Genomic DNA, 26,546 nt, shown 5'->3' with positions numbered 1-26,546 from the left:
CACTCCAGCTCGGGAGAGGGGTCGGGGCTCCGGCACGCCGACGACCGGAGGCTTGCGATCCGGGTACGTGCGGGTGCTGGTGGTACGGGGCCGGTCGTACAGGTGCCGGTCGTACGTGTGCCGGTCGTACGCAACGGGGTCGTACGGAACGGTGAGATCCGGGTACGGCGTACGCGGCGTACGAAGGGCAGCGGGCGGTTCCGCCCTCGATGAGCGGTCCGCGAGCGGTCCCTCAGGGGGCGTCGGCGGTCCGCGTCAGGCCGCGAGGGCGAGGGCGGAGGCGGGCGGCCCGCGCCGGATGACCGTGTGCTGGAGTGCCTCCGCGCCGGACGGCGGTGAGGCGTCGTCGCCGGTCCTGGCGGGCCGGCGCGGCTCGGCCGCCGGAAGCCCGGGAAGGCCGGTGAGGAGTGCCCGTACGAGCGTCAGGGCGGCGCGCAGGGAGCGTACGAAGGCGCATTCGGCGAGCTCGGTCGCCCCGTGCGCGGAGAGCCGGGCGAGCCGGCGGAGGGCCAGGTCGCTGCGGCGCAGCAGCCAGCCGGTGGCGAGCGCGGCCAGCAAGTGACCGAGCACCATCGGCAGGTTGGGCAGGAGCTCGCCGCTCTGCGCGGCCGCCCCGGTCGCCAGATGGGCGGCGTGGCCGGGGTGCGCGTGGGTGGCGGCGGAGGCCGGGTCGACGCCCGCGTCGGCGAGGATCCGGGTGGCGTCCGCGGCGCTCATGGGGGCCGTGGTCGGGCCGCAGACGAGCTTCGCGGCCATCCGGATCAGCGCGTCGTCGGTGGCCGGCCCCAGGGCGGAGACCGAGAGCGGCCGCTGCCCGAGCCCGAACAGGACGTGCAGCCCGAGCTGTCCACCGGTCAGGGCCGCGACGATGACGGGCAGCGAGCGTTCCCGTCCGGCGAAGAGCACGGTGACGCCGAAGATCAACAGGAACCCGGCGACCAGAGTCCACAGAGCGATCCCCGCGCAGGCGGCGATCGCGTGCCCGAGGCCGGACAGCACGACGCAGACCGCGGTGAACACCGCGGCCCTCAGCAGACGTGGCGCGAGCGCGGGGGCAGACATGGCGGGAGACATCATCGCACCAGGCCCCGTCCCTCCATGCGGCAGGTCCGGAAGATCGCATTTCGGCCTCTTCGGGCGGGACATACACCGGCGCACGGTGTGCGCACATCCGCTGAACGAGCGCTCTTCTGGCTCCCAGGGGCTTACGGACCTCCAGGCGTGGCAATAGGTAACGGTATGTCGCGCCGCAGCATGTCGAGCCGCAGCCAGGAGGCTGAAGCATGAGCATCTGGTGGTCCCTCCATCTGAGGCGCGAGGCCGCGAGCGTTCCGCTCGCCCGGCGGCTGTTGCTCGGCACGATGGAGACGGCCGGGGTCGACCCCGATGTCTCCTACGACCTGTCGGTGGCCCTGACCGAGGCATGCGCCAACGCCGTCGAGCACGGCGGAGCCACCGGTTCCGGCCCGGCTTCGGAGGCGTACCGGGTCACGGCCTATCTGGACGGCGAGACCTGTCGTATCGAGGTCGCGGACGCGGGCCCGGGCTTCGCCGGTGTGGCGCGCCCCGCTGCCGCCGTCGCCTCGGACGCGGAGAGCGGGCGCGGGCTGCGGCTGATCGAGGAACTCGCGGACCACGTCCACTTCGGCCGCACGGGCCGGGGCGGGGCGCTGGTCAGCTTCGACAAGATCGTGAAGTGGCGCGCTGACGCGCCGTTGGCGCTGACCTGAAGCAGCTCCCCGCCCCCATACGTACGGGAGGGGCCCCGCCGACCGTCGTCGGTGGGGGCCCCTCCCGTCACAGGTGCGAGTCCAGGCTCAGCCCTTCAGGCCGGCCATCCACGCCTCGACTTCCTCGGACCGGCGCGGCAGGGAGTCGGAGAGGTTCCGGTTGCCGTCCTCCGTGACGAGGATGTCGTCCTCGATCCGGATGCCGATGCCCCGGTACTCCTCCGGCACGCTCAGGTCGTCGGCCTGGAAGTAGAGCCCCGGCTCGACGGTCAGGCACATGCCCGGCTCGAGCGTGGTGTCGACGTACGCCTCGGTGCGCGCGGCGGCGCAGTCGTGGACGTCCATGCCGAGCATGTGGCCGGTGCCGTGCAGGGTCCAGCGGCGCTGGAGGCCGAGCTCCAGGACGCGGTCCACGGGGCCCTCGACCAGGCCCCACTCGACGAGCTTCTCGGCGAGCACGCGCTGGGCGGCGTCGTGGAAGTCGCGGTAGGCGGCGCCCGGCTTGACGGCGGCGATGCCCGCCTCCTGCGCCTCGTACACGGCGTCGTAGATCTTGCGCTGGAGCTCGGTGTAGCGGCCGTTGATCGGCAGCGTGCGGGTCACGTCGGCGGTGTAGAGCTCGTTGGTCTCGACGCCGGCGTCGAGGAGCAGCAGGTCACCGGAGCGGACCGGACCGTTGTTGCGCACCCAGTGGAGGGTGGTGGCGTGCGGTCCCGCGGCGCAGATGGAGCCGTAGCCGACGTCGTTGCCCTCGACGCGGGCGCGCAGGAAGAACGTTCCCTCGATGTAGCGCTCGCTGGTCGCCTCGGCCTTGTCGAGGACCTTGACGACGTCCTCGAAGCCGCGGGCGGTGGAGTCGCAGGCCTTCTGGAGCTCGGCGATCTCGAACTCGTCCTTGACGAGACGGGCCTCGGAGAGGAAGACGCGCAGCTCTTCGTCGCGCTCGGCGGTGACCTTGTCGGTCAGCGCGGCTTCGATGCCGGCGTCGTGACCGCGCACGGCGCGGACCGGGCCGGTGGCCTCCTTGAGGGCGGCGACCAGCTCGCGGACGTCCTTGGCCGGGATGCCGAGCAGCTGCTCGGCCTCGGTCAGGGAGTGGCGGCGGCCGACCCACAGCTCGCCCTGGCCGTCGAGCCAGAACTCGCCGTTTTCGCGGTTGGAGCGGGGCAGCAGGTAGATCGTCGCCCGGTGGCCGGTCTTCGTCGGCTCCAGGACGAGGACGCCGTCCTCGGTCTGGTCGCCGGTGAGGTAGGCGTACTCGGTCGAGGCGCGGAAGCTGTACTCGGTGTCGTTCGAGCGCGTCTTCAGGTTGCCCGCGGGGATCACCAGGCGCTCACCGGGGAAGCGCGCGGAGAGCGCGGCGCGCCGGTCGGCGGTGTGCGCGGCCTGGGCGATGGGCCGCAGGTCGTGCAGCTCGGTGTCCGCCCAGCCGGACTTCATGTTCTCGGCGAGCTCGTCGGACACGCCCTGGTACAGGCCGTTCTTGCGCTGCTTGATCGGCTCTTCGGTCTCGTCCGGGGTTTCCGGGGTGAGCTCGTCTGCCACGGGGGGTCTCCTTTGGTACGACGCTGAACCCACTCCATCGTACGGTCGTACGGAAGAAGGCCCAGGGCCGGAAGACCCGTCACCGCAGCGTCACGCGGGGCTCACTCGACGTGCCCGAATCGCCCTGATTCAGACCCGCCGGAACGGCCCGGATTCAGACCCGCTCACAGTCCCGCTTTCAGACCCGCTTTCAGCCCGGCCACCTGTCCCGCCCGAGCGTCATTCGAAGCGGGCCGCGAGCAGGACCACGTCCTCTCCCTCGACGTCCGCAGCGGCAGCGGCGGCATCGCCGCCCATCCCCTCCGGCAGCAGCGTGCGCAGGATGTGGTCGGCGATGGCTCCGGGATCCGTACGGTCCGCCTTCGGGACGCCCGCGGCGGCGGCGTGCAGCCGGGCGAAGGCCCGGTCCATGGGGTCGCCGGTCCGGCGGAGCAGCCCGTCGGTGTAGAGCAGCACCGTTTCTCCGGGGGCCGGGGCGATCTCGACGCTCGGCGCCTCCCAGCAGGCGAGCATGCCGAGCGGTGCCGACAGCGAGGTCTCGACGAACTCGGTCCGGTGCTCGCCGATGATCAGCGGAGGCGTGTGACCCGCTCCGGCGAGGACGATCTTGCGCTGCTTGGGCTCGGAGTACGCGAAGAGCGCGGTCGCCGAGCGGGCGGGCTCGGTGAGCCGGAGCAGGAGTTCCAGGTCGGAGAGGACGGCGACCGGATCCTCGCCCTCCATGACCGCGTACGCCCGCAGGGAGGCACGCAGCCGGCCCATCGCGGCGAGTGCGCTCGGCCCGGTCCCGGAGACGGAGCCGACGGCGAGGCCCAGGGCGCCCTCGGGCAGCGGCAGTGCGTCGTACCAGTCGCCACCGCCCTGGGGGCCGGTGCGGTGGCGGGCGGCGAGCTGGACGCCGGGGACCCGGGGAAGCCGGCTGGGCAGCAACTCCTCGGCGACGGTGGCGACCTGGACGCGGGCGCGCTCCAGCTCCAGGAGGCGGGCGAGGTGCTCGGTGGCGTAGCGGCCGTAGAGACCGACGAGATCGCGCTGGCGCTCGACGGGTTCGGCGGGCTCGTCGTAGAGCCAGACGACGGCCCCGAGCTTGCCTGCGGCCTCGGTGGCGAGGGGGAGCGCGTAGCTGGCGGCGTAACCGAGCCGGGCGGCGACCTCGCGGTGACGCGGGTCGAGCTCGGGCTCGCCGAGCAGGTCGGGGACGGCGATGGGGTCGGGGATGGCGGCGGTGCCGGAGCGTGCCTCGGAGGAGCCGGGGCCGGGGGCGGCCAGTGGGTCGGCGGGGGCGGTCGTGGCTCTCGACCCCGCCGGTTCTGGGAGCCCGTCCAGGATACGGCCGTACGAGGTGGCGCTCCGCGGAACCGTCTCGATCGTGCCGAGCTCGGCGTGCGCGAGCCCGAGTCCGACGGTGGAGGCGGGGCCGCGGCCGTCCGCCGGTTCGAAGACCGCCATGCCGCGGCGCGCGCCGACGAGGGCGGCTCCGGCGCGCAGCACCTCGCGCAGCGCTTCGTCGAGCGAAGCGGTCTTGATCAGGCGTTCGGTGAGTTCATGGAGGGTGGTGAGGTCGGAGACCCAGCCGGCCAGCCGGTCCTGGATCAGTGCGCCGGGGATGCCCGGAAGGGCCGCCGCGGAGGGGTTTACGGTCGGGACGGGCGCGGTAGTGTGCGCGGGCGAGGGAACCGTGGAATCGATTCCAGCCACTTTCGGCAGGTGTGGGGCGCTCATGTCGGACGGCTTTCCGACGGGTGCGTTTCGCTCAATAGCATCGCAAACCCCCATGTCAATCTGCGCCGCTAGCAATGCATCCACATGTACACGCACAAGAGGAGCGATGTCCAGCATTGTCCCCACGGGACTTGTGGTGTCCGTGGGGTTTGGCAGAAGGGTTGAAGTGCAGGCCAAGTTGGCCGAAAATTGCCCCCTCGGTGCACCATTTGCGGTCGACTGGCGTCGTTTGAAAGCGCGTTGATTTGAACGTGATGGGTACGTAATCGGTGATGGCCAGGGGCAGTTGAAGCTGCCCCGGAACCTGGCAAGGTGCCTGGGCGTCCTCACCGCCGCAGGCCGCGCCCCTCCAGTGGACGACGAGCCTCAGCTCGGCCGCTCCCGCCCCACCGCACGGGGCGGTGACCCGCCGACCTTGTACGCGCTGCTACGCACGGTGAAGTGATCTGCACATGGTGTGATGTGGATTCGGCGTTCAACGGAAAGGAACGAGCGCTCATGCGCGAGATCCTCGGAAGGCGACGCAGGTTCCGGCTTCGGCGCAGGGAAAGGACCGTCCAGCTCGACGCGGCGCTCGTGTGCGCCACCGAGTGGGGCTGGCCCGTTCTGCCCGGTGTCGGGCTGAAGGCGACGACCCGTACGTCCAGAGGGGCCGGCTGCGCCTGCCCCGACCCCGGGTGTGTCGTACCCGGCGCACACCCCTTCGACCCCGGACTGCTCGCGGCCACCACCGACGAGCGCATGATCCGCTGGTGGTGGACCCGGCGCCCGGACGCCCCGATCGTCCTGGCCACCGGAGGCGGCGCGCCCTGCGCGGTCAGCCTGCCGGCCGTCGCGGGAGCGCGCGCCCTGGCCGCCCTCGACACGATGGGCATGCGGCTCGGCCCGATCGTGGCGACGCCCACGCGCTGGTCGCTGCTGGTCGCCCCGTACGGCCTCGAACAGCTCGGCGATCTCCTGTACGCGAAGGACGACGTGCCCAGTTCGCTGCGGTTCCACGGCGAGGGCGGCTACCTGCTGCTGCCGCCGTCGGTCGCAGGGACGGGCCAGGTGCGCTGGGAGCGCGCCCCGCTGGAGGGCTCGGCGAGCCCCTGGCTGCCGGACGTGGAGGCGGTCGTGGACGCCCTGGTCGAGGCGAGCACGGGCGCGCCCGGGGGCGGCAGCAGACTCACGTACTGAGGGGCGGCGCTGAGGGGCGCCTGCCGACGGGCGGCACTGACGGCGTACCGACGGGCGGCACTGACGGGCGCACCGACGGGTGGTGCTGCCGGGCGTACTGGCTGTGCACGGAGGCGGGGCCTCACCCATACGGGTGTGAGGCCGCCCGACTTATACGGGAAACGGGCGCGCGGCGCGCGATGCGCCGCCGGTCCGCCGATATCTTCGGCGGACCGTTCACGAAGCGTCATAGCCAGCCGGGCAGGTGGGTCCCTTGAATCTCCGCATGATCGGGCTCGGGGCCGCCGTGGCGTGCGCCACGCTCCTGCCGCTCGTCGCCCTCGCCGGCCAGGCGTCCGGCCCAGGCCCGGACGGCGACGCCAAGCCCCAGGCGGACCGAGGCGCGGAGGGCGGTCTGCTGCCGGGTCTCGGCCTCGGGGGCGGGCAGACGACACCGTCACGGCCTACGCCCACACCCCCGCCTCAGGACGGCCCCCAGGCCTCCCCGCCGGGCGAGCCGGCGGCTGCCCCCGCCCGCAGTTCGCACTGTGGCCCGGAACTGACCTCCCCGGACGGGATCGAGGCACAGACCTGTGTGCTCACCGAGGGCCGAGACACCTGGGGACGTACGTACTACCGCAACGCCGGTGGCCAGCGGCTCGACGCCGTACTCACCCTGATGGGGCCCGCGGGGCGGACCGTACAAGTGCGTTGTGCCGTTGTCGCGCGGGATGAACCGGGGGCGTGCGAGACGCCCAGGGAGCGTGCGCGGGGCGCGGTCTCGGCATATTCGGCCGTAGCGGAATTCGCGGGTGCGGGAGAGGGATCCAGTACGCCGCTGCTGCTGCGGGCCGGGAGCAACACGGCCGGTGCAGGCGGAAGTTGAGATTCCGGACGGTGTCGTGGTGATCCGTCCGGGTATGAGAAGACCCGATCGCTGGCGACGGGGGATGCACCAGCGACCGGGCTTCTAGAACGGTAACAAGAGATCTGCGGTTCGCAAATTCGATCTCGGTTATTCGGACAGGGATTTACCCGACCGCACGAGGAGTTGTGGCGGATGTCACCGACTGGTCGGTCTGTCAGTCCACACCGTCACCACACGCCCCTCGCGTATCAGCTGAGCGTGACCTGACGGTTGGTGAGACCGCCGCGAGCCCGGCGCTCCTCCGGGGTGAGCGGGGCGTCGGTGGCCAGCGCCGCGGCGAGTCGCTCGGCGAGCTCGGCGGCGGGCTTCTCGCAGTCCTCGGCGCTCATCGACGTCGGCAGGTCCCAGACCGGGACCATGAGGCCGTGGGCCCGGAAGGAGCCGACCAGACGGGTGTTCTCGCCGAGGGAGGACGTGCCGGCGGCGTGCAGCCGGGCCAGCGCGTCGAGCAGCTTCTCCTCGGGGTGCGGCATGACCCAGCGCAGGTGGTTCTTGTCCGGGGTCTCGCACCAGTACGAGGAGTCCACGCCGGTCAGCTTGACCGTGGGGATCGCGGCGGCGTTGGCGCGCTCCAGGGAGGCGGTGACCTCGGCGTTGGAGTTGTCGGCGGACTCCGGAATCCAGAATTCGAAGCCCGTGTGCACGACCGGCGCGAAATCGCTGTTCGGGTCGAGCAGATCCTGCAGGCGCGGGCCGTCGGCCGGCACGCGGCGCGGGGTGACCGGAGAGCCCGGCTCCGTCTCCAGGGCGCGCAGCAGGGTGTCCGCGAGGTCGCGGGCGAGGTCGCCGGAGGAGGAGTCGTTCTGGAGGGCGAGGAGGACGGAGCCGTCGTCGCGGCGGAGCGCGGGCCATGCCATGGGCAGCACGGTCGCGAGCGTCACGGACGGGACACCCTCCGGGAGGCCGTCCTTCAGCGTGAGCGGGACGGTGGCGGCGGGCACCAGCTCGCGCAGCGCGACCCAGTCGCACTCGCCGGGCAGTCCCTCGAAGGGACGCTGGACCAGCTCGGTCACGGCGTGCGCGGCGGCCCGGCCGTGACACGCCTTGTAACGGCGGCCCGACCCGCAGGGGCACGGCTCGCGCGCACCGACGACCGGGATCTCCCCGTTCGTGACCTGTGCCTTGGCGGCCTTCGTCTGGGGGCGCTTCTTGGCCATGGTGTGGCTTCTCCCGATAGCGGCAGTGCTGTGATGCAGGGCCGCACATGGTGCACGGCTCTGTGTCGGGCGAGCCTAGCCGTACGGGAGTGCCGAGGGGCTCAAGCGGGGACGTTCACTACTCGGGGGAGGCCGAGGGCACGGTGCCCGGCGGCCCTCCGGACCGACAGTGCCCGGCGGTCTCCCGGACCTGGGTAGGCGACGGTTCAGGCCGTCGTACGCGTCCGGTGGGGGCCGCCGTCGTACGCGTCCGGTGGAGGCCGCCGGTGCGCGCGCGTCAATCCAGGCTGCCGGACGCGCGCGCGTCAATCGAGGTCGTCGTACGCGTCCAGGAACTCGAAGCTCGAGCCGCCGCCGACCCGCGCTGCGAAGTCCTCGCGGCGATGGCCCTCGGTGACCAGCACCCAGACCGTCACCTCGCCGGACGCGCTGTCCCGTACGCCCCAGTCCTGAGCCAGGGCGCTGATGATGTTCAGCCCGCGGCCGCCGCGCGCGGTGACCGAGGGCGTCGACGGAACGGGCCGGGTCGGGCCACCGCCGTCCGTCACCTCGACCGTCAGCCCACCCGACGGATCGACCCGCCAGGCCGCCCGGACATCCCCGTCGCCCACGTCCGCCCGCCCCAGCGGCCTGCCGTGTCGGCAGGCATTGCTGAGCAGCTCGGAAAGGATCAGTACCGCGTCGTCGACGACCGATTCGGACATCCCGCTGCGGATCAACTGCTCCCGCATACGGTGTCTCGCTTCACCCACGCCCGCAGGGCCATGGGGTACGGCCATGCTCGACGACGTGGGCACCTCCTGTGCCACCACCAACGCCACCCCCGAGACCTCCTTTGCCCCACGCCACGGTGTGGATGCCCCAATGGCCTGGACCGGAAACCGCCCCATGAGCGTGCGGTGACGCACTCGTGACGATCGAGTACGGACCGAACGCGCCGGTGCACTCCCTGTTAGCCGAGAGACGGATGGGGCGGACGGGTCAGGAGGGGCCGGGGATGGGGTCAAAGACGGCCCAACTGGGACAGCACTTGCTGGGGTCGGTTGGTGATGATCGCGTCGACGCCGAGCCGCTCGCAGAGTTCGACGTCCTCCGGCTCGTCCACTGTCCATACATGGACCTGGTGTCCGGCCTTCTGGAGCCGCAGGATCACGGAGGGGTGGTGGCGGACGATCCGGATCGACGGTCCGGCGATCACCGCGCCCGCCGGGAGCCGGCCGTCGCGCAGCCGGGGGGTGACGAACTGCGAGAGCGAGACGGTGGGGAGGGTCGGCGCGGCGGCCGCGATCCGGTGCAGGGAGCGCGCCGAGAAGCTCATGACCCGTACGGGAGACTCCTCGGGGGTGGCCGGCTCCGCGAGGCCGAAACGCTTGAGCAGGTGGAGGAGCCGTTCCTCGACCTGGCCCGCCCAGCGGGTGGGGTGCTTGGTCTCGATGGCCAGCTCGACGCGGCGCCCGGCGTCGGAGACCAGCTCCAGGAGGCGTTCCAGGGTCAGTACGGAGGTGAGTCCCTGGTCTTTCCAGTCCGGGCTCTCCCCCGCCTCCTCGCGCCCCTTCCACGTGCCGAAGTCGAGGGCGGCGAGGTCGGCGAGCTCCAGCGCGGAGACGGCGCCGCGGCCGTTGGAGGTGCGGTCGACGCGTCGGTCGTGGACGCAGACGAGGTGGCCGTCGGCAGTGAGCCGGACATCGCACTCGAGGGCGTCGGCGCCGTACTCGATGGCCTTCACATAGGCGGCGAGCGTGTGCTCGGGGGCTTCTTCGGAGGCTCCGCGGTGGGCGACCACCTGGACAGGGGTGGGGTTCGGGTGCGGCCGAGGGTGCTGCCGTGCGTGGGTCACCGCGTCATGGTGCCATTGGCGGAGCGGGCACATGGAGGCGCGTCCGTTCTGTCCGTAAATAAAGAATCGGACGCAGATGCACAGCTCCGCCTTACAGTGGCCTGACGTCCAGTGGGAAAAGCTGTTCGCAGCACCTTTGTAGAAAACCACCCACCCACGCAGTGAACCGCAGTGAACGAGGAGAGAGCCGTGAGCACCGAGAACGAGGGCACCGAGGTTCCGGCGGACCCGAGTGCCCCGTCCGCCCCTCCCGCCCCTCCTATGCCGCCCACGCCCCCGTCGTCGGCGGACGACGTCCACCCGGAGCGGCAGACGCAGGTGCAGCCCCAGGTACACGCACAGGCGCACGCGCCGACGCAGGCACCAGCACCGGAACCGGCGACTGTCGCGGCGGGTGGCTGGCCTCCGCCGCCCCCGGCCGTACCGGCAGCCTGGGGCGCGTCGGTCCCGCCCGCCCCGGAGGCGCCGCGGAAGCGGACCGGCGGCCTGGTGGCGGCGGTTCTGGTGGCGGCGCTGGTGGCCGGCGGTGTCGGCGGCGGCATCGGCTACTGGGCGGCAGAGCGCGGCGACGACGGGATCAGCTCGACGACGGTCTCGGTGGGCGACTCCCCGGCGTCCTTCAAGCGTGACCCGGGCACGGTCGCGGCGGTGGCGAACAAGGCGCTGCCGAGCGTGGTGACCATCCAGGCGAAGTCCGGTGGCGGTGGCGGTGGCGGCGGTGACAGCGAGGGCGAGGGCGGCACAGGCACCGGCTTCGTCTACGACAAGGAAGGCCACATCGTCACCAACAACCACGTGGTGGCGTCGGCGGCGGAGGGCGGCACGCTCTCGGCGACGTTCTCGAACGGCAAGACGTACGACGCGGAGGTCGTGGGCCGGGCGGAGGGCTACGACGTGGCCGTCCTGAAGCTGAAGAAGGCCCCGGACGGGCTGGCTCCGCTCCCGCTCGGCGACTCCGAGAAGGTGGCGGTGGGCGACTCGACGATCGCGATCGGCGCGCCGTTCGGCCTGTCCAACACGGTGACGACGGGCATCATCAGCGCCAAGAACCGCCCGGTCGCCTCGGGCGACGGCTCCGGCGGCAACAACTCGTACATGAGCGCCCTGCAGACGGACGCCTCGATCAACCCGGGCAACTCCGGCGGCCCGCTCCTGGACGCGAGCGGCGCGGTCATCGGCATCAACTCGGCGATCCAGTCGACCGGCAACGGCTTCGGCCAGTCCCAGGCGGGCTCGATCGGCCTCGGCTTCGCGATCCCGGTCAACCAGGCCAAGAACGTGGCCGAGCAGCTGATCAAGACGGGCAAGCCGGTCTACCCGGTGATCGGCGCGACGGTGAACATGACCGACAAGGGCGAGGGCGCCACGATCGCCCAGGAAGGCGCGGGCGGCACGCCGGCGATCACCCCGAACGGCCCGGCGGCGAAGGCGGGCCTGAAGCCGGGCGACGTGATCACCTCCCTCGGCGACCGCCAGATCGACAGCGGCCCGACGCTCATCAGCGAGATCTGGACCCACAAGTCGGGCGACACGATCAAGCTCACCTACGAGCGCGACGGCAAGCCGACGACGACCACGGTCACCCTCGGCGAACGCACGGGCGACAACTGACCGGCTAGGCTGTCCCCCGCGCCACCCCGAACGGGACCCGGCGCGGGGTGGGTTGCCCGAGCGGCCTAAGGGAACGGTCTTGAAAACCGTCGTGGCGCGAGTCACCGTGGGTTCAAATCCCACACCCACCGCCACCCGAAACGGCCCCTGACCAGCATCATCGGTCAGGGGCCGTTCGCATTGCCTGGCGCCAGGCGCCAGGACCGGCCGTGGTTCCTCCTGGTGGCCACCGACTTCATCGAGCCGCCGGGATCACCCTGGTGCGGTCAGCCGTCGAACCAGACGACCAGGCGGACTCCTTCGTCGCCGTGCAGCCTCGCGAGGGTGCGGATGACCGTCCAGACGGCACCCCCTCGCTGTCGGGGGCAGCGGCCGCGACGGGATTCCGCGCTTGCCCGTCGGGTGGGGCCGGGAGGGCGTTCACCGTGCGTTCTCGGTGTGCTGGGTCAGGCGGGCCGCCGATTGGATGGTCGTGCGGGCCTCGTGTTCGGTCAGGCCCGTGTAGATCGCCGCCGTGGTGAGGGCTTCGGTGAGGGAGTCGCCGAGGCCGTTCTCGTAGGCGCGGCAGGCCGCCCAGAAGAGGCGCGTGTTGCGTTGGCCCTCGTGGGCCGTGCGGACGAAGTGGATCAGGCCTCGGCCGTGGCCCGGGGTGTGGTCCGGGCGGGTGCGCGGTGGTGCCGGGGGTGTGATCAGGGTCAGGAGGGGGCGGGGGCAGGGGGCCGGGTCGAGGTGTTCGCTGCCCGGGGCCAGCCGGTACGCGCCCTTGGCCGTGACCGAGCCCGGTCCCACCAGGTAGCCGCCGGCGCCGCGGATGTCGATGCCGGGGGCGAGGCGGCTCGCCGAGTTCGGGACGACGACGTCCGGCGGGCCGGTCAGCCACAGGTGCCGGCCGCCGCTCGGGGTGAGCACCGTGACCGTGGGCGGCAGCGTGAAGAGGTGTTCGAGCGCCAGGTGGCGCAGCTCGGCCGTGACGTCCGCGGGCGCGTCCGCGTGCTTGACGTCGAGGTCGACGCCGATCAGGTGGTACGGCGGGCGCCCGCAGGCGATGCCGTAACCGGTGGCCCAGGGCGCGGCCGCGAACAGCGCCCGTACCCCCGCGAGGTCGGTGGTCGCGTCGTGCACGCCGTGTCCGGGGCGGCCGCACTCCCCGTGGCAGCCGGAGGGGTGCGGTTCGTCCCGGTGCGGGGAGCGGATCGCGGGGAGCTTCGTGGCGGACAGGGGGATGACGGGGAGCCCGCGCTCTGCCGCTGACAGCGCGTGGGCGAGGGCCAGGGTGGCGGAGCGCCGGTCGGAGGTGGCCATGCGACCAGTTTCGTACACACGTTCGAAGAAGGGAAGAGGGCAGGGTGTGGGCGGTCGGGAGGATTGGCTGAAAATCTGCCGGAACGCTTCCTCCCTTGCGGCGGCTCGCCTCCGGTGGCGCGAGGCCGTCGTCGGGCGGGTGAGCTGCGCCTTTGAAGGCGCGAAGGTGGTTTATCGACTTGTCCTCACGCTTGAGGGGGAATCGGCCGCTGAGGGGTGGTTCGCCGGGGATTGTGTGGGCAACTCTGGAGTCGCGACGTCGAGCACAACGACCGAGGCGGTCGGCCAACTGCCTTGGAATCAGCCGTACTTCAGTGAACGGCAATACACAGCTTCAGCTCACGGAGGAAATGACATGGCAAGCATCCGTACCGCCCGCGTTCTCGCCGCCGCCGCCGCGCTGCCCCTGGCCGCCGCGCTCTTCACCGGCGTTGCCCAGGCCGACAACGGCGGCTTCGCGGACGACGGATCGAACACGAGCGTCGCCTCCGTCATCGGCAGCGGCGTGGGTGGCGACAACTACGGCAACTCGACCACCACGCAGCAGGTGGCCACCGGCTCCGGTGCCTCCAATCAGAACAACACCGCCAGTGTGAACGGCTCCGCGTTCACGAACATCGAGCAGTCGAACGCGACGGTCAACTTCTACCCCTGGTGGTTCTAGTTCCCCAGCTGGGTCCGGCCCGACGGGGGGAATGACGGCGGGGTGAAAGGCGGCCCGCGCGACGGTGCTTCGGCATCGGCGCGCGGGCCGCTGTCGTGTGTGCGCATGCCTTGTGGAGGCATGCGCGCCATGTGCCCACCTGGGCCGCGCGCGTCCGTGACCTTGACAGGCTCCCGGTATCTGACGGACAGTCAGAAACCTTAGTCGTACCCCCGGGAGGCCGTCGCCGTGCACCTCGCCCCGACCGAGCGGCAGCTCCGGCTGCGCGCCGAACTCCGCGCGTACTTCCGTGACGTGATGCCCGACGGCCCACCGCCCCCCGCCGACACCGCCGCGCAGCGCGCGCTGCTCCGGCGGATCGGCCGAGACGGCATGCTCGGGCTCGGCTGGCCGCAGGAGTACGGAGGCCAGGGCCGAGGCCCCGACGAGCAGTTCGTCTTCTTCGACGAGGCGTACCGCGCCGGTGCCCCCGTCTCCATGGTCACGCTCAACACCGTCGGCCCGACCCTGATGAAGTACGGGACCGAGGAGCAGAAGGCGTACTTCCTGCCCCGGATCCTTCGCGGCGAGACCGTCTTCGCCATCGGGTACAGCGAGCCGGAGGCCGGCACCGACCTGGCCTCGCTCCGTACGAAGGCCGTACGGGACGGGGACTCCTGGCTGATCGACGGGCAGAAGATCTTCACCTCGAACGCCCAGAACGCCGACTGGATCTGGCTCGCCTGCCGCACCGACCCCGACGCCCCGCAGCACCGGGGCATCTCCATCGTGCTGGTCCCGACGGGCGCCCCCGGCTTCTCGTGGACGCCGATCGAGACGGTCGGCGGGCTGACGACCACGGCGACGTACTACGACGGCATCCGCGTCCCCGCCGGGAACCTGGTCGGCGAGGAGAACGGCGGCTGGGGGCTGATCACCAACCAGCTCAACCATGAACGGGTCGCCCTCGCCGCGATCGGCATGCAGGCCGAGGACTTCTACGCGGCCGCGCTCGGCCGGGCACGCACCCCCGATCCGGTGACGCGGCGGCGCCGTGTTGACGAGCCGTGGATACGGATTCGAGCCGCCGAGGCACATGCCCGGCTCGCGGCAACGCGCCTGCTCAACTGGCGTTTGGTGGGGGATGTGGGGGCGGGTCGGCTGGCCCCCGGAGACGCCAGCGGGGTGAAGTTCGTGGGAACCGAATCGGCGGTGGAGGTGTACCGAATATGTCAGGAGATCGCGGGCGGAGCGGGACTGGTGAGGGCGGGGTCGCCGGGGGAGTTCGACGGCGGTGAGCTCGAACGGATGAACCGCGCCGCGCAGATCAACACCTTCGGGGGAGGGGTGAGCGAGGTGCAGCGCGAGATCGTCGCGACGATGCGACTCGGCATGAAGGGGAGGGGGCGGCGATGAGGGACGGATTGGACGGACGGGGCGGACTGGACGGGCAGGACGGGCTGGGCGGCGGACCGGGCGGACCGGATGGGCTGTACGAGCGGCTGAAGGCTTACGAAGGGCAGGCCGCCGCCACCGCGGGCGCCGGCAAGGACCTGGTCAACGAGCCGATGATCAGGCACTGGTGCGAGGCGATGGGCGACGCCGACCCGGCCTACCGGGGGCCGGACGCCGTCGCGCCGCCGACGATGCTCCAGGCGTGGACGATGGGCGGTCTGTCCGGCCACACCGACCGCTCCGGGGCCTACGACGAGCTGCTCACACTCCTCGACGAGGCGGGGTGCACGTCCGTCGTCGCCACCGACTGCGAGCAGGAGTACGTGCGGCCGCTGCGACCGGGCGACGCGATCACCTTCGACGCGGTCATCGAATCGGTCTCGGACCGCAAGACCACCAAGCTCGGCACGGGGCACTTCGTCACGACCCGCATGGACATCCACGCCGACGGCGAACTGGCCGGCACCCACCGCTTCCGCATCCTCAAGTACGCGCCGGCGGCGGTGAAGCCGAAGGCGAGCGGCGCTCAGCCTGCCGCCCGGCGGCCCCGGCCGGTGATCAACCGGGACAACGCCGGGTTCTGGGAGGGCGTGGCCGCGCACCGGCTGCTCATCCAGCGCTGCACGGGCTGCGCGACGCTCCGCTTCCCCTGGCTCCCGGGGTGCAACGCCTGCGGATCGCAGGAGTGGGACACGGTCGAGGCGAGCGGGTCCGGGACCGTCTTCTCGTACGTGGTGATGCACCACCCGCCCTTCCCGGCCTTCGACCCGCCCTATGCCGTCGGGCTGATCGAACTGGCCGAAGGCGTGCGGATGATCAGCAACGTGGTCGGGGTGCCGTACGACAAGGTCCGGATCGGGATGCCGGTCCGGTTGGAGTTCCTCCGCGTGGACGAGGACCTTGAGCTGCCCGTGTTCCGGGCGCAGGACGGCGGGGAGGGCTGACATGGACTTCACGCCCACGGAGGAGCAGGGCGCGGCCCAGGAGCTGGCGGCCCGGATCTTCGGCGATCTCGCCACGCACGAGCGGCTCGCGGCGGCCGGCACGGGCACGGACGCCGAGCTGTGGAAGGCCCTGTGCGCGGCCGGGCTGCCTGGGGCGGTCGAGGAGATCGGGCTGCTCGGCCTGGTGCTGCTCGCCGAGGAGCAGGGGCGGGTGACGGCCCAGGTGCCGTTCGCCGCGAGCTGTGTCTTCGGCCTCCTCGCCATTGCCCGGCACGGTACGGACGAGCAGCGGGAGCGGCTGCTGCCGGGTCTCCGGGACGGTACGGCGGTGGCGACCGGAGCCTTCCCGCCCGTCGGACATGTACGGGCCGGAGCGGACGGCCTGCTCGCGGGGACGGTGGAGTGGGTGCCCTGGCTCAGGGACGCCACGCACGTCCTCGTACCGGACCAGGAGGGCACGCTCTGGCTCGTGCCCACGGCGGACGGGTCGGTCGGCGGTTCGGTGGGCGGCTCGGGGGGCGCTTCGGCGGGTGGCTCGGTTTCGGTGGAGCCCGTCGAGCTCACCGCGCCGTGGGCCGCGGGGCGGCTCGTTCTCGACGGTGCGCGCGGGGAGCGGATCGGGGGCTCGGACGCTCGCGGAGACGCCCGCGCGGACGTCCTGGAGATGGCCCGGGTCGTGTTCGCGGGGCTTCAGGCCGGCGTCTGCGCCGGGTCTCTGGCCCGGGCCGTGGCGTACACCTCGGTACGGGAGCAGTTCGGCCGCCCCCTCTCCACCCACCAGGCCGTCCAGCTCCGGGCCGCCGACGCCCACATGGACACCGAGGCGATCAGGGTGACCGCCTACGAGGCCGCCTGGCGTCACGACGAGGGCCTGCCGGCCGCCGAGCACGCGCTGACCGCCGCCTGGTGGGCGTCGGAGGCGGGCAAGCGGGTCGTGCACGCGGGCCAGCATCTGCACGGCGGCATGGGCGCCGATCTGGACCACCCCGTCCACCGGCACTTCCTCTGGGGCCGGCAGCTCGACGCGTACCTCGGCTGCGGCACCGAACTCCTCGCCGAACTGGGCGACCTGATCGCGAACGGAGAGGCCTCATGAAACCCGGGTACGAGTTGGCGCCCCTGGTCGTGCCGATCACCCGCACCCTGATCGTCGCCGGGGCCGTCGCCTCCCGCGACTACCAAGACGTGCACCACGACGCGGAGTCGGCGAGAGCGAAGGGCTCCCCCGACATCTTCATGAACATCCTGACGACCAACGGCCTGGTGGGGCGGTACATCACCGACCGGCTGGGCCCCGGCGCGGTGCTGCGCAAGGTGGCGATACGGCTCGGCGCGCCCAACTACCCCGGAGACACGATGACGTTGACGGGGACGGTCACCGAGGTCGACGGCGTCACCGCCCAGGTGCGGGTGGTCGGTGCCAACGGGCTCGGTCACCACGTCACCGGCACGGTGACAGTGACGCTGCCGACGCTGCCGGAGGTGGGGGCATGAGCATCCGGAAGGCCGACCTGCTCGGTGGGCGCGCCGCCGTCGCAGGGATCGGCGCGACCGAGTTCTCCAAGGACTCGGGCCGCAGCGAGCTCAAGCTGGCCGTCGAGGCGGTGGGCGCTGCCCTCGACGACGCCGGGCTGACCCCGGCGGACGTCGACGGCATGGTCACCTTCACCATGGACACCAATCCGGAGATCACCGTCGCCCAGGCGGCCGGCATCGGCGAGCTGTCCTTCTTCTCCCGCATCCACTACGGAGGCGGGGCCGCCTGTGCCACGGTCCAGCAGGCTGCCCTCGCCGTCGCTACCGGGGTCGCCGAAGTCGTGGTCTGCTACCGGGCGTTCAACGAACGCTCGGGACGCCGCTTCGGCTCGGGGGTCCAGCAGCGCGAGCCCTCCGCCGAGGGCGCCGCGCTCGGCTGGCAGCTCCCCTTCGGGCTGCTCACACCGGCCTCCTGGGTCGCGATGATCGCCCAGCGGTACCTCCACACGTACGGTCTGACACCGGACGCCTTCGGGCACGTCGCCGTCACCGACCGTCGGTGGGCGGCGACCAACCCCGCCGCGTACTTCCACGGCAAACCGATCACCCTGGCGGATCACGCCGCCTCACGCTGGATCGTCGAGCCGCTCCGGCTCCTCGACTGCTGCCAGGAGACCGACGGCGGCCAGGCGATCGTCGTCACCTCGGCCGAGCGCGCCCGCGACCTGCGCCACCCGCCCGCCGTGATCGTCGCCGCCGCGCAGGGGGCCGGCCGCGCCCAGGAGGCGATGACCAGCTTCTACCGCGACGACCTGACCGGCCTGCCCGAGATGGGCGTGGTGGCGAGACAGCTGTGGCAGACCTCGGGCCTCGCACCCGCCGACATCGACGTCGGCATCCTCTACGACCACTTCACCCCGTTCGTGCTGATGCAGCTGGAGGAGTTCGGGTTCTGCGGACCGGGGGAGGCGTCCGAGTTCGTCGCTGCGGACGCGCTGCCGCTGAACACGCACGGCGGCCAGCTGGGGGAGGCGTACCTCCACGGGATGAACGGCATCGCGGAGGCCGTGCGCCAGGTGCGGGGCACGTCCGTGAACCAGATACCCGGCGCGGCCAGGACGCTGGTCACGGCGGGCACCGGAGTCCCGACCTCCGGTCTGATCCTGGCGGCGGACGGCTGACGCGCGGGGGTGAGCCGGGGCGGGCGGACCCCTACTCGCGCGTCGCCCGCCCTCCACCTTCAGGAGGTCCAGCTGTCCCCACCCCTACAACCTGAGGGGGAGTGCGGTTCGGGACCTGGGGCCGATCCGCCGCCAGGTGCCCGCTCCTAGCGTGGAGTCATGACTCCGCCACCTTCCGGCCCCGTCTGCGTCGGCGCCTCCACGGCCGCCGCCGGCTACCCGTCGTTCTCGTCCTACGTACGGGCTCGGGGGCCCGTGCTGCTGCGCACCGCCCGCTCGCTGACCGCGAACCCGGCGGACGCGGAGGACCTGCTGCAGACCGCGCTGACCAAGACGTTCGTCGCCTGGGAGCGGATCGAGGACCACCGCGCCCTGGACGGCTACGTCCGGCGTGCGCTGGTGAACACTCGTACGTCCCAGTGGCGCAAGCGCAAGGTCGACGAGTTCGCGTGCGAGGAGCTGCCGGAGCCGGCCGGACTGCCCGAGCCCGACCCGGCCGAGCGGCAGGTGCTGCACGACGCCATGTGGCGTGCGGTGATGAAGCTCCCCGACCGCCAGCGGGCGATGGTCGTCCTGCGGTACTACGAGGACCTCAGCGAGGCGCAGACGGCCGAGGTGCTCGGCGTCTCGATCGGTACGGTCAAGAGCGCGGTGTCGCGGGCGCTCGGCAAGCTCCGCGAGGACCCGGAGCTGGCGCCGGTGCGGTGAGGGACGGCGCCGCCTCTTGGCCGCCAGGCAGCCCCAGCCCTAGGGCAGTCCCCGGCCCGGGCAGCTCGTGACTGTCGGCCCCGGCAGTTCGTGACCCCCTCGCCCCGCCAGCCCCCACAGCCCGTTCAGCCCCGCCGTCCCCACCTCTGCCAGCGATCACTGGCAATTTCCGTACTCCCGGGTAGTGACATACCGCGTGGTACGTGAGCAGAATCTGGACACCCCTACTACTGCCACGTAGCGCCCACCGGGAGGACGCCGTGCTGAGCACCATGCAGGACGTACAGCTGACTGTGAGCCGCATCCTGAACCACGGGATGACGATCCACGGAAAGTCCGTCATCACCACCTGGACCGGGGAGCCCGAGCCGCACCGCCAGACCTTCGCGGAGACGGGCGCCCGCGCGACCCAGCTGGCGAACGCCCTGCGTGACGAGCTCGGAGTCACCGGCGACCAGCGTGTTGCCACGCTCATGTGGAACAACGCGCAGCATGTCGAGGCGTACTTCGCCATCCCTTCCATGGGCGCCGTGCTGCACACCCTCAACCTACGGCTTCCCCCTGAGCAGTTGGTCTTCATCGTCAACCACGCCGTCGACCGGGTCGTCATCGTCAACGGCACGCTGCTCCCGCTCCTCGCCCCGCTCCTCCCGCACCTGCCGACCATCGAGCACATCGTGGTCGCGGGCCCCGGCGACCGTTCCGTCCTCGACGGCGTGACGCCCCGCGTGCACGACTACGAGGAGCTGATCGCGGGCCGCCCCACCACCTTCGACTGGCCCGAGCTGGACGAGCGTTCGGCCGCCGCCATGTGCTACACCTCCGGGACCACGGGTGACCCCAAGGGTGTCGTCTACTCCCACCGTTCGATCTACCTGCACTCCATGCAGGTCAACATGGCCGAGTCGATGGGCCTGACGGACCGCGACACGACCCTCGTCGTCGTCCCGCAGTTCCACGTCAACGCCTGGGGCCTGCCGCACGCCACGTTCATGACCGGCATCAACATGCTCATGCCGGACCGGTTCCTCCAGCCCGCCCCGCTCGCCGACATGATCGAGCGCGAGAAGCCGAGCCACGCCGCCGCCGTCCCCACCATCTGGCAGGGCCTGCTCGCCGAGGTCACCGCCAACCCGCGCGACCTCACCTCCATGCGGCAGGTCACCATCGGCGGCGCCGCCTGTCCGCCCGCCCTCATGGAGGCGTACGACCGGCTCGGCGTCCGCCTCTTCCACGCCTGGGGCATGACGGAGACCTCCCCGCTCGGCACCATGGCCCACCCGCCGGCCGGTCTGTCCGACGAGGAGCAGTGGCCGTACCGCATCACGCAGGGCCGCTTCCCGGCGGGCGTCGAGGCCCGCCTCGTCGGCCCCGGCGGCGAACGGCTGCCCTGGGACGGCGAGTCGGCCGGTGAGCTGGAGGTACGCGGCACCTGGATCGCGGGCGCGTACTTCGGTGGCATCGACGGCGAGCCGGACCGCCCGGCCGACAAGTTCAGCGAGGACGGCTGGCTGAAGACCGGCGACGTCGGCGTGATCAGCCCGGACGGCTACCTCACCCTCACCGACCGCGCCAAGGACGTCATCAAGTCCGGCGGCGAGTGGATCTCGTCGGTCGAGCTGGAGAACGCGATCATGGCGCACCCGGAGGTCGCCGAGGCGGCCGTCGTCGCCGTCCCGGACGAGAAGTGGGGCGAGCGTCCGCTGGCGACCGTCGTCCTCAAGGAGGGTTCGACGGCCGACTACGTGACGCTGCGGGACTTCCTCGCCGAGTCGATCGCCAAGTGGCAGCTGCCCGAGCGCTGGGCGATCATCGCGGCCGTACCGAAGACGAGCGTCGGCAAGTTCGACAAGAAGGTGATCCGCAGGCAGTACGCGGACGGGGTACTGGACGTCACCCAGCTGTAGTCAGTACGGAGGTTCGCACGGAAGAGAGGAGAGGGGGAGCGGTCTACCGACCGCTCCCCCTCTCTCCATTGGTACCGCTCAGTTCGTGCCGATCTTCGCCAGCAGGTCGACGATGCGCGACTGGACCTCCGCGCTCGTCGAGCGTTCGGCCAGGAAGAGGACCGTCTCGCCCGACGACAGTGTCGGCAGCTCCTCCGCGTCGAGGCCGGCGGAGGTGTAGACGACGAGCGGGGTGCGGTTCAGCTGCCCGTTCGCGCGCAGCCAGTCGATGATCCCGGCCCGGCGGCGGCGCACCTGCATGAGGTCCATCACCACCAGGTTCGGCCGGATCTGGGTGGCAAGCGTGACCGCGTCGGCGTCCGCCGACGCCCGCGCCACCTGCATCCCGCGCCGCTCCAGGGTCGCGGCGAGCGCCTGCGCGATGTCCTCGTCCTCCTCGATGAGCAGCACGCGCGACGGGTGCTGCTCGCTGTCGCGGGGCGCCAGCGCCTTGAGGAGTACGGCGGGATCGGCGCCGTACGCCGCCTCCCGCGTCGCCTGCCCGAGCCCTGCCGCGAGCAGCACGGGCACCTCGGCGGCGACGGCGGCCTGGCGGAGCGACTGGAGGGCGGTACGGGTGATCGGCCCGGTCAGGGGGTCGACGAAGAGCGCGGCCGGGAAGGCGGCGATCTGGGCGTCGACCTCCTCGCGGGAGTGGACGATCACCGGACGGTAGCCCCGGTCGCTCAGCGCCTGCTGGGTCGAGACGTCCGGCGCCGGCCAGACGAGGAGCCGGCGCGGGTTGTCCAGGGGCTCGGGGGGCAGCTCGTCGTCGACGGGCCGGGGCGGCGGCTGGTTGGAGACCTCGACCGCGCCTCCGGGACCGTCGAGCGGCTCGGGGCCTTCGGCGGAGCCCTCGGCGGGCGCTCCTATCGCGTACGCGCGCCCTTCGGGGGCCGCGGGGGCCAGCTTGGTCTGCGGGTGCTGCTTGGCGGCGGGCTCGGGGGCGGCGGTCTCGGTCCCGGCGGCGGCCGCGGCCGTACGGTCGCCCTCGGGCGGGGTGGAGAGCTTGCGGCGCCGCCCGGACCCGTTGGTTCCGTTGCCGCCGTTGGACCCGTTGGACGCGTTGGTTCCGTTGGTGCTGTTCGTCGCGCCTGCCTGCTGGGCGAAGGGCACCCCCTGCCCGAGCGTCCGCACGCTGAACGCCCGCCCGCCCAGCGACCCGTCCTTCGGCGCGGCGGGCGCGGGCACGGCGGGAGCTGCGGGAGCCGCGGGTACGGCGGGCGCCGGCATCTCCGGCGGCAGCGGTACGGATCCCGTACCCGTACCGCTGGTGGTCTCCTGCGGCCCGCTCGCGTTGCGGCGGCGGCCGGTCGGCTCGGGCAGCGGGTGGGGCTGCGGCGGCGTGTGGTCGGTGTCCGGCGCGGACCGTACGGCGTCGTGGCGACCCTCGTCGTCCACGGACAGCGGCATCGGCATGGGCATGGGTGCCGACGCGGGCATCGGCAGGGGCATCGCCATGGGTGTCGGCACAGGCGCCGGCATGGCCGCGGGCATCGGCGTGGCCGCCTGGGCCTCCGGGGCGCGGTCGGCCTCGGCCGGGGGCAGCGCGAACGGCGTACGCGGTCCGGCCTCGGCGGCCGCGTTCCGGTCCTGCGCCGCCAGCGCGCGGCGGGCCCGCCGCCCGGTGGGCTGCTGCGCCGCGTCCCCGCCGCCCGGCGCGGCGGGCAGGGCCCGGGCGAGGGCGGCGGCCTCGGCGGGGGCGCCCTGGGCGGGTACCGGTACCCCCTGCGGGGGTACGGCGTCGCCGAGCGCGGCCCGGCCCTGCGCGCCCTCGGCGGCGGTCACCACGGCGCCCTCGGCGGGCCGCCCGCGCCGACGCCCGGTCGGTTCGAGGGCGGCAGGCGAGCCGGAGGCACCGGGAGCGGAGGCACCAGGACCGGAGGCACCGGGGACGGGGGCGACCGGCCCCGCGTTCTGGGCCGGGATCAGTTCGGCGGGTCCGGCAGGGGCCTCGTCCGTACGCCCACGGCGCCGCCCGGTCGGCTCGACGGCCGCACCGGTTCCAGTACCGGCCCCCGAATCCGTACCCCCGCCCATCGGGCTCTCCAGGAAGGCGTCGGTGGACGCCCGTCGGGCGCGGCGCCGGCCGCCGCCGTTGGTGTCCGAGGCCTGCGAGGGCAGCGCGAGCGCGCCGCCCTCGGCGGCGGGGTTCGGGGCCGGCGGAGGCGTGACCGTGCCCCTACCGGCACCGATCGGCACCTCGAGGACGTACGCGCTGCCGCTCATCCCCGGGACCTCGTGCGTCTGCACGACACCGTCGTGCGCGCTCACGATGCCGCGCACGATGGGCTGGTGCACCGGGTCGCCCCCGGCGTACGGCCCGCGGACCTCGATGCGTACGACGTCACCGCGCTGCGCGGCGGCGACCACGATCGTCGAGTCGGTGTACCCGGCGCCCGGCACGACCCGGGCCTTGCCTGTCGAGTCGACCCCGGCGACGTCCGCGACGAGGTGCGCGAGCGCGGTCGCGAGGCGACCCGCGTCCACCTCGGCCTCGATCGGCGGGGCGTGCACGGCGAACTGGGCCCGGCCGGGCCCGATGAGCTCCACGGCCCCGTCGACGCCCGCCGTGACGACCCCGTCGAGCAGGACGACGGACTTGGCGAGCGACTCGGCTCCGGCGTTCAACCGCTGGTAGCCGAGGACGTTGTCGACGAGGGTGGTCATCCGGGCGTAGCCGGCGGCCAGGTGGTGCAGGAGCTGGTTGGCCTCGGGCCACAGCTGCCCGGCGTCGTCGGCGGCGAGGGAGGAGAGCTCCGTACGCAGCTCCTCCAGCGGCCCGCGCAGCGACTCGCCGAGGACGGCCGTCAGCTGCTCGTGCCGGGCGGCCAGGGACTCGTACCGCTCCTTCTCGCCCTTCGCCCGCTCCTCCTGGCTCCGCTTCAGCTCGGCGAGTTCGGCGGCGTGCTTCTCGGTGAGCGTGGTGAGCTCGGTGGTGTGCTCGTCGGTGAGCTGCTCGTACGGCCGGCGGTCGGTGAAGGTCATCACCGCGCCGACGAGCTGGTCCCCGTCCCGTACCGGGGCGGTGGTGAGGTCGACCGGCACCTGGGAGCCGTTCTTCGCCCACAGCACCTGGCCGCGTACCCGGTGCTTGCGCCCCGACTTGAGGGTGTCGGCGAGCGGGGAGCCCTCGTACGGGAACGGCTCGCCGTCCGCCCGCGAGTGCAGGATCAGCGGGTGCAGCTCCTTGCCGCCGAGGTCGCTGGCGCGGTAGCCGAGGATCTGCGCGGCGGCGGGGTTGACGAGGACGACCCGTCCGTCGGTGTCCGTACCGACGACGCCCTCGGCGGCCGCGCGCAGGATCATCTCGGTCTGGCGCTGGGAGCGGGCGAGTTCGGCCTCGGTGTCGAGCGTGCCGGTGAGGTCGCGGACGACGAGCATGAGCAGCTCGTCGCCGGTGTAGGAGGTGTACGAGTCGTAGGCCTCGCGGCCGTCCTCCAGGCTGGCGCTGGTCACCTCGACGGCGAACTCGCTGCCGTCGGTCCGGCGGGCGATCATCCGCGTGGGCTTCGTACGGCCGCGCTCGTCGGTGCCCTCGGGGCGCCGCATGGAGCCGGGGATCAGGCGCGAGTCGAACCCGGGGAGCAGATCGAGCAGCCCGCGCCCGACGAGCGCGGTGCCGGGGGTCTCGAACATGCCGAGGGCGATGGTGTTGGCATTGACGACCGTGCCGTTGCAGTTGACGAGCACGAGGCCGTCGGGGAGGGCGTCAAGTATGGCTGCGAGGCGAGCAGCGCCTCGGGATGGCCTGCTGCTCACGACGACGCTTCCTCCCTGACCCACTGCACCTTGCCCACTGCGCCTTGCCCGGCTGGCCGACCCGCCCCATCTTGCCCGTCGGGCCGCAGCCTGTCACTGAGGGGAGTCTAAAGGCAGGCTCGGCGGTCGCGGGGTGCGGTCGCGTGCCGGAGGCAACATCCGAACGGCATCCTCACCTCATCCCCGCACGTGGGACAGGTGGGGCAGCACGGGCGTGAGGTTGTCCCAGCGGTCGATCTCGCAGCCGTTGGCGCGGGAGAAACGGGCGTCGACGGTACGTCCCCGCCACTCGCCGGTGATGTGTGCGACGGCGGGCCCGCCGTGCTGGAGGGAGCAGATCCGGTCCTTCGCGACGGGCGCGAACGGGTCGGTCCCCGCCTTGGCGTGCTCGGCGAGCCGCGAACAGGCCGCGCTGGCGGCGGGGTGATCCCCACCGGCCTTCTCGGTGCACTCCAGCTTGAAGGTCCCGTCGGCACTCCGATGCCCGCTCTTGGAGATGGTCACGGTGAGCGCGTCGGGCGAGGAGAGCAGCGGCAGGGGCAAGGGCCCGAGCGCACCGACGCCGGCGGCGGAGGTGACGAGGGAGGCGAGGACGAGACGTCGCAGCATGGGAACTCCAGGGGGCAGAGGGTAGGCCGGGTCCCGGGGGCCGGGCCCCGCCCCTCTAACGCTCCGTACCGCCGTTCGTTGCGCAAGCGGGGTGCGCCGACGGGCTTTGCTCTCCGCCCCGGAGGACTAGTACGGTGAGAAGCGATTGGTGACAGCAGGCTCGCCTGTGTCATCATCTGCACGCACCACTCGCGCCCGCGCGACGGTGCGGATGGAGGCGTCGCCTAGTCCGGTCTATGGCGCCGCACTGCTAATGCGGTTTGGGCCTTAAAGCCCATCGAGGGTTCAAATCCCTCCGCCTCCGCACCACCCCCGAAGCCCCGGCCCACACGGCCGGGGCTTCGGCCGTTCCACCCCCGCTTCCCCGCCCGAACCCCCCGCCGCGACCCGCCGACGCGCCGCCGCCCGGGCCCGCCCCGGATGCCCCAGGATCACGTTTCCGCAGGTCAGAGGGGGTCTGGCTAATGGATTTCGCGCTACGCCGCAGGTCATGTAATGTTGTCCACGCAACGCCGACCGGCAAGAAAAAAGCCGAGAAGCACAAGCACTCGTAGCTTAACGGATAGAGCATCTGACTACGGATCAGAAGGTTGCAGGTTCGAATCCTGCCGAGTGCACAGCAGGTGAGAGGCCCGGACGAGAGTCCGGGCCTCTTGCGTTGGGGGTCGTACCGCAACCTAGTACCGCAACCGCTTTGACCACCGTCGTCATGGCGATCTGCGAATGCCGCAGGGTGCGCTGTGCCACCTTCGGGTGGACCTTGAGGGCCACCAGGAGCGAGCTGCACGTGTGCCGGGTGCTCCGGAGCGGGATGGCCCGGAGGCGTGGAAGC

At 72.3% G+C, this 26,546-nt stretch carries 20 protein-coding genes, 3 tRNA genes and 1 pseudogene; 14 read left to right on the top strand and 10 right to left on the bottom strand.

The window, feature by feature from the left end; genetic code table 11:
• Positions 1-255: 255 nt before the first annotated feature.
• A complete protein-coding gene (locus tag AB0F56_RS07440) occupies positions 256-1,062 on the bottom strand; it encodes a hypothetical protein (protein WP_362005204.1) in 807 nt (268 codons plus the stop codon).
• Between the two features lie 221 nt (positions 1,063-1,283).
• On the opposite strand from AB0F56_RS07440, the gene AB0F56_RS07435 reads away from it, so the two are divergent.
• A complete protein-coding gene (locus AB0F56_RS07435) occupies positions 1,284-1,730 on the top strand; it encodes an ATP-binding protein (RefSeq protein WP_362005201.1) in 447 nt (148 codons plus the stop codon).
• 87 nt (positions 1,731-1,817) lie between these two features.
• Here the strand turns inward: AB0F56_RS07435 and AB0F56_RS07430 are convergent, their stop codons facing one another.
• Positions 1,818-3,275 (bottom strand): aminopeptidase P family protein, encoded by a 1,458-nt coding sequence (locus AB0F56_RS07430; RefSeq protein ID WP_362005199.1) that lies wholly within the window; start codon positions 3,273-3,275, stop codon positions 1,818-1,820.
• Between the two features lie 219 nt (positions 3,276-3,494).
• On the bottom strand, positions 3,495-5,114 hold the full coding sequence (locus AB0F56_RS07425; RefSeq protein ID WP_362006096.1) for a PP2C family protein-serine/threonine phosphatase: 1,620 nt from the start codon (positions 5,112-5,114) through the stop codon (positions 3,495-3,497).
• Positions 5,115-5,495: 381 nt separating this feature from the next.
• On the opposite strand from AB0F56_RS07425, the gene AB0F56_RS07420 reads away from it, so the two are divergent.
• A complete protein-coding gene (locus tag AB0F56_RS07420; protein WP_362005197.1) occupies positions 5,496-6,176 on the top strand; it encodes a bifunctional DNA primase/polymerase in 681 nt (226 codons plus the stop codon).
• Positions 6,177-7,271: 1,095 nt separating this feature from the next.
• Here the strand turns inward: AB0F56_RS07420 and AB0F56_RS07415 are convergent.
• From AB0F56_RS07415 to AB0F56_RS07405, 3 genes are all read right to left on the bottom strand, one after another.
• Entirely contained in the window at positions 7,272-8,240 is a 969-nt protein-coding gene (locus tag AB0F56_RS07415; protein WP_362005194.1) for a DUF5926 family protein, read from the bottom strand.
• 305 nt (positions 8,241-8,545) lie between these two features.
• Positions 8,546-9,148 carry an ATP-binding protein gene (locus tag AB0F56_RS07410; protein WP_362005191.1) on the bottom strand — a complete coding sequence of 201 codons (603 nt, stop codon included), beginning with the start codon at positions 9,146-9,148 and terminating at the stop codon, positions 8,546-8,548.
• Positions 9,149-9,243: 95 nt separating this feature from the next.
• Positions 9,244-10,077 (bottom strand): glycerophosphodiester phosphodiesterase, encoded by an 834-nt coding sequence (locus tag AB0F56_RS07405; RefSeq protein WP_362005188.1) that lies wholly within the window; start codon positions 10,075-10,077, stop codon positions 9,244-9,246.
• A gap of 189 nt (positions 10,078-10,266) precedes the next feature.
• Here AB0F56_RS07405 and AB0F56_RS07400 point away from each other — a divergent pair, with 189 nt between their 5' ends.
• Both AB0F56_RS07400 and AB0F56_RS07395 read left to right on the top strand, forming a co-directional pair.
• A complete protein-coding gene (locus tag AB0F56_RS07400; RefSeq protein ID WP_362005186.1) occupies positions 10,267-11,688 on the top strand; it encodes a trypsin-like peptidase domain-containing protein in 1,422 nt (473 codons plus the stop codon).
• A 46-nt stretch (positions 11,689-11,734) separates the two neighbouring features.
• A tRNA-Ser gene (locus AB0F56_RS07395) sits at positions 11,735-11,822 on the top strand.
• Positions 11,823-12,108: 286 nt separating this feature from the next.
• Here the strand turns inward: AB0F56_RS07395 and AB0F56_RS07390 are convergent.
• On the bottom strand, positions 12,109-12,990 hold the full coding sequence (locus tag AB0F56_RS07390; RefSeq protein ID WP_362005183.1) for a bifunctional DNA primase/polymerase: 882 nt from the start codon (positions 12,988-12,990) through the stop codon (positions 12,109-12,111).
• 355 nt (positions 12,991-13,345) lie between these two features.
• On the opposite strand from AB0F56_RS07390, the gene AB0F56_RS07385 reads away from it, so the two are divergent.
• From AB0F56_RS07385 to AB0F56_RS07350, 8 genes are all read left to right on the top strand, one after another.
• A complete protein-coding gene (locus AB0F56_RS07385; RefSeq protein ID WP_362005180.1) occupies positions 13,346-13,654 on the top strand; it encodes a hypothetical protein in 309 nt (102 codons plus the stop codon).
• Positions 13,655-13,882: 228 nt separating this feature from the next.
• Positions 13,883-15,049: an acyl-CoA dehydrogenase family protein gene (locus tag AB0F56_RS07380; RefSeq protein WP_362005177.1), complete on the top strand. Its 1,167-nt coding sequence runs from the start codon at positions 13,883-13,885 to the stop codon at positions 15,047-15,049.
• The gene (locus AB0F56_RS07375) at positions 15,046-16,032 is read left to right on the top strand and encodes a bifunctional MaoC family dehydratase N-terminal/OB-fold nucleic acid binding domain-containing protein (protein ID WP_362005174.1); all 987 of its coding nucleotides are present in this window, start codon (positions 15,046-15,048) and stop codon (positions 16,030-16,032) included. The genes AB0F56_RS07380 and AB0F56_RS07375 overlap by 4 nt, the downstream gene beginning before the upstream one ends.
• A gap of 1 nt (position 16,033) precedes the next feature.
• Positions 16,034-17,128: an acyl-CoA dehydrogenase family protein gene (locus AB0F56_RS07370; protein ID WP_362005171.1), complete on the top strand. Its 1,095-nt coding sequence runs from the start codon at positions 16,034-16,036 to the stop codon at positions 17,126-17,128.
• Positions 17,125-17,526 carry a MaoC family dehydratase gene (locus AB0F56_RS07365; protein WP_362005169.1) on the top strand — a complete coding sequence of 134 codons (402 nt, stop codon included), beginning with the start codon at positions 17,125-17,127 and terminating at the stop codon, positions 17,524-17,526. Before AB0F56_RS07370 ends, AB0F56_RS07365 begins: the two co-directional genes overlap by 4 nt.
• Entirely contained in the window at positions 17,523-18,689 is a 1,167-nt protein-coding gene (locus AB0F56_RS07360; protein ID WP_362005168.1) for a lipid-transfer protein, read from the top strand. Before AB0F56_RS07365 ends, AB0F56_RS07360 begins: the two co-directional genes overlap by 4 nt.
• Before the next feature lie 159 nt (positions 18,690-18,848).
• A complete protein-coding gene (locus AB0F56_RS07355; protein ID WP_362005166.1) occupies positions 18,849-19,397 on the top strand; it encodes a SigE family RNA polymerase sigma factor in 549 nt (182 codons plus the stop codon).
• A 260-nt stretch (positions 19,398-19,657) separates the two neighbouring features.
• The gene (locus AB0F56_RS07350; RefSeq protein ID WP_362005163.1) at positions 19,658-21,304 is read left to right on the top strand and encodes a long-chain fatty acid--CoA ligase; all 1,647 of its coding nucleotides are present in this window, start codon (positions 19,658-19,660) and stop codon (positions 21,302-21,304) included.
• Positions 21,305-21,382: 78 nt separating this feature from the next.
• Here AB0F56_RS07350 and AB0F56_RS07345 read toward each other — a convergent pair whose 3' ends face one another.
• Positions 21,383-25,105 (bottom strand): PAS domain-containing protein, encoded by a 3,723-nt coding sequence (locus AB0F56_RS07345; RefSeq protein ID WP_362005162.1) that lies wholly within the window; start codon positions 25,103-25,105, stop codon positions 21,383-21,385.
• Positions 25,106-25,282: 177 nt separating this feature from the next.
• A complete protein-coding gene (locus AB0F56_RS07340; RefSeq protein ID WP_362005159.1) occupies positions 25,283-25,714 on the bottom strand; it encodes an SSI family serine proteinase inhibitor in 432 nt (143 codons plus the stop codon).
• 213 nt (positions 25,715-25,927) lie between these two features.
• On the opposite strand from AB0F56_RS07340, the gene AB0F56_RS07335 reads away from it, so the two are divergent.
• A tRNA-Ser gene (locus AB0F56_RS07335) sits at positions 25,928-26,018 on the top strand.
• Positions 26,019-26,258: 240 nt separating this feature from the next.
• Positions 26,259-26,331 (top strand) — tRNA-Arg (locus AB0F56_RS07330).
• On the opposite strand, the pseudogene AB0F56_RS07325 reads toward AB0F56_RS07330, so the two are convergent.
• A pseudogene (locus AB0F56_RS07325) lies at positions 26,297-26,536 on the bottom strand (hypothetical protein); the annotation flags it as partial. The gene AB0F56_RS07330 and the pseudogene AB0F56_RS07325 overlap by 35 nt on opposite strands.
• Positions 26,537-26,546: the final 10 nt, after the last annotated feature.

It is taken from the genome of Streptomyces sp. NPDC026092, assembly GCF_040638605.1.
Classification (GTDB): Bacteria; Actinomycetota; Actinomycetes; order Streptomycetales; family Streptomycetaceae; genus Streptomyces.
Note: the sequence above shows the minus strand (reverse complement) of the source record. Positions and strands in the feature narration are given on the sequence as shown.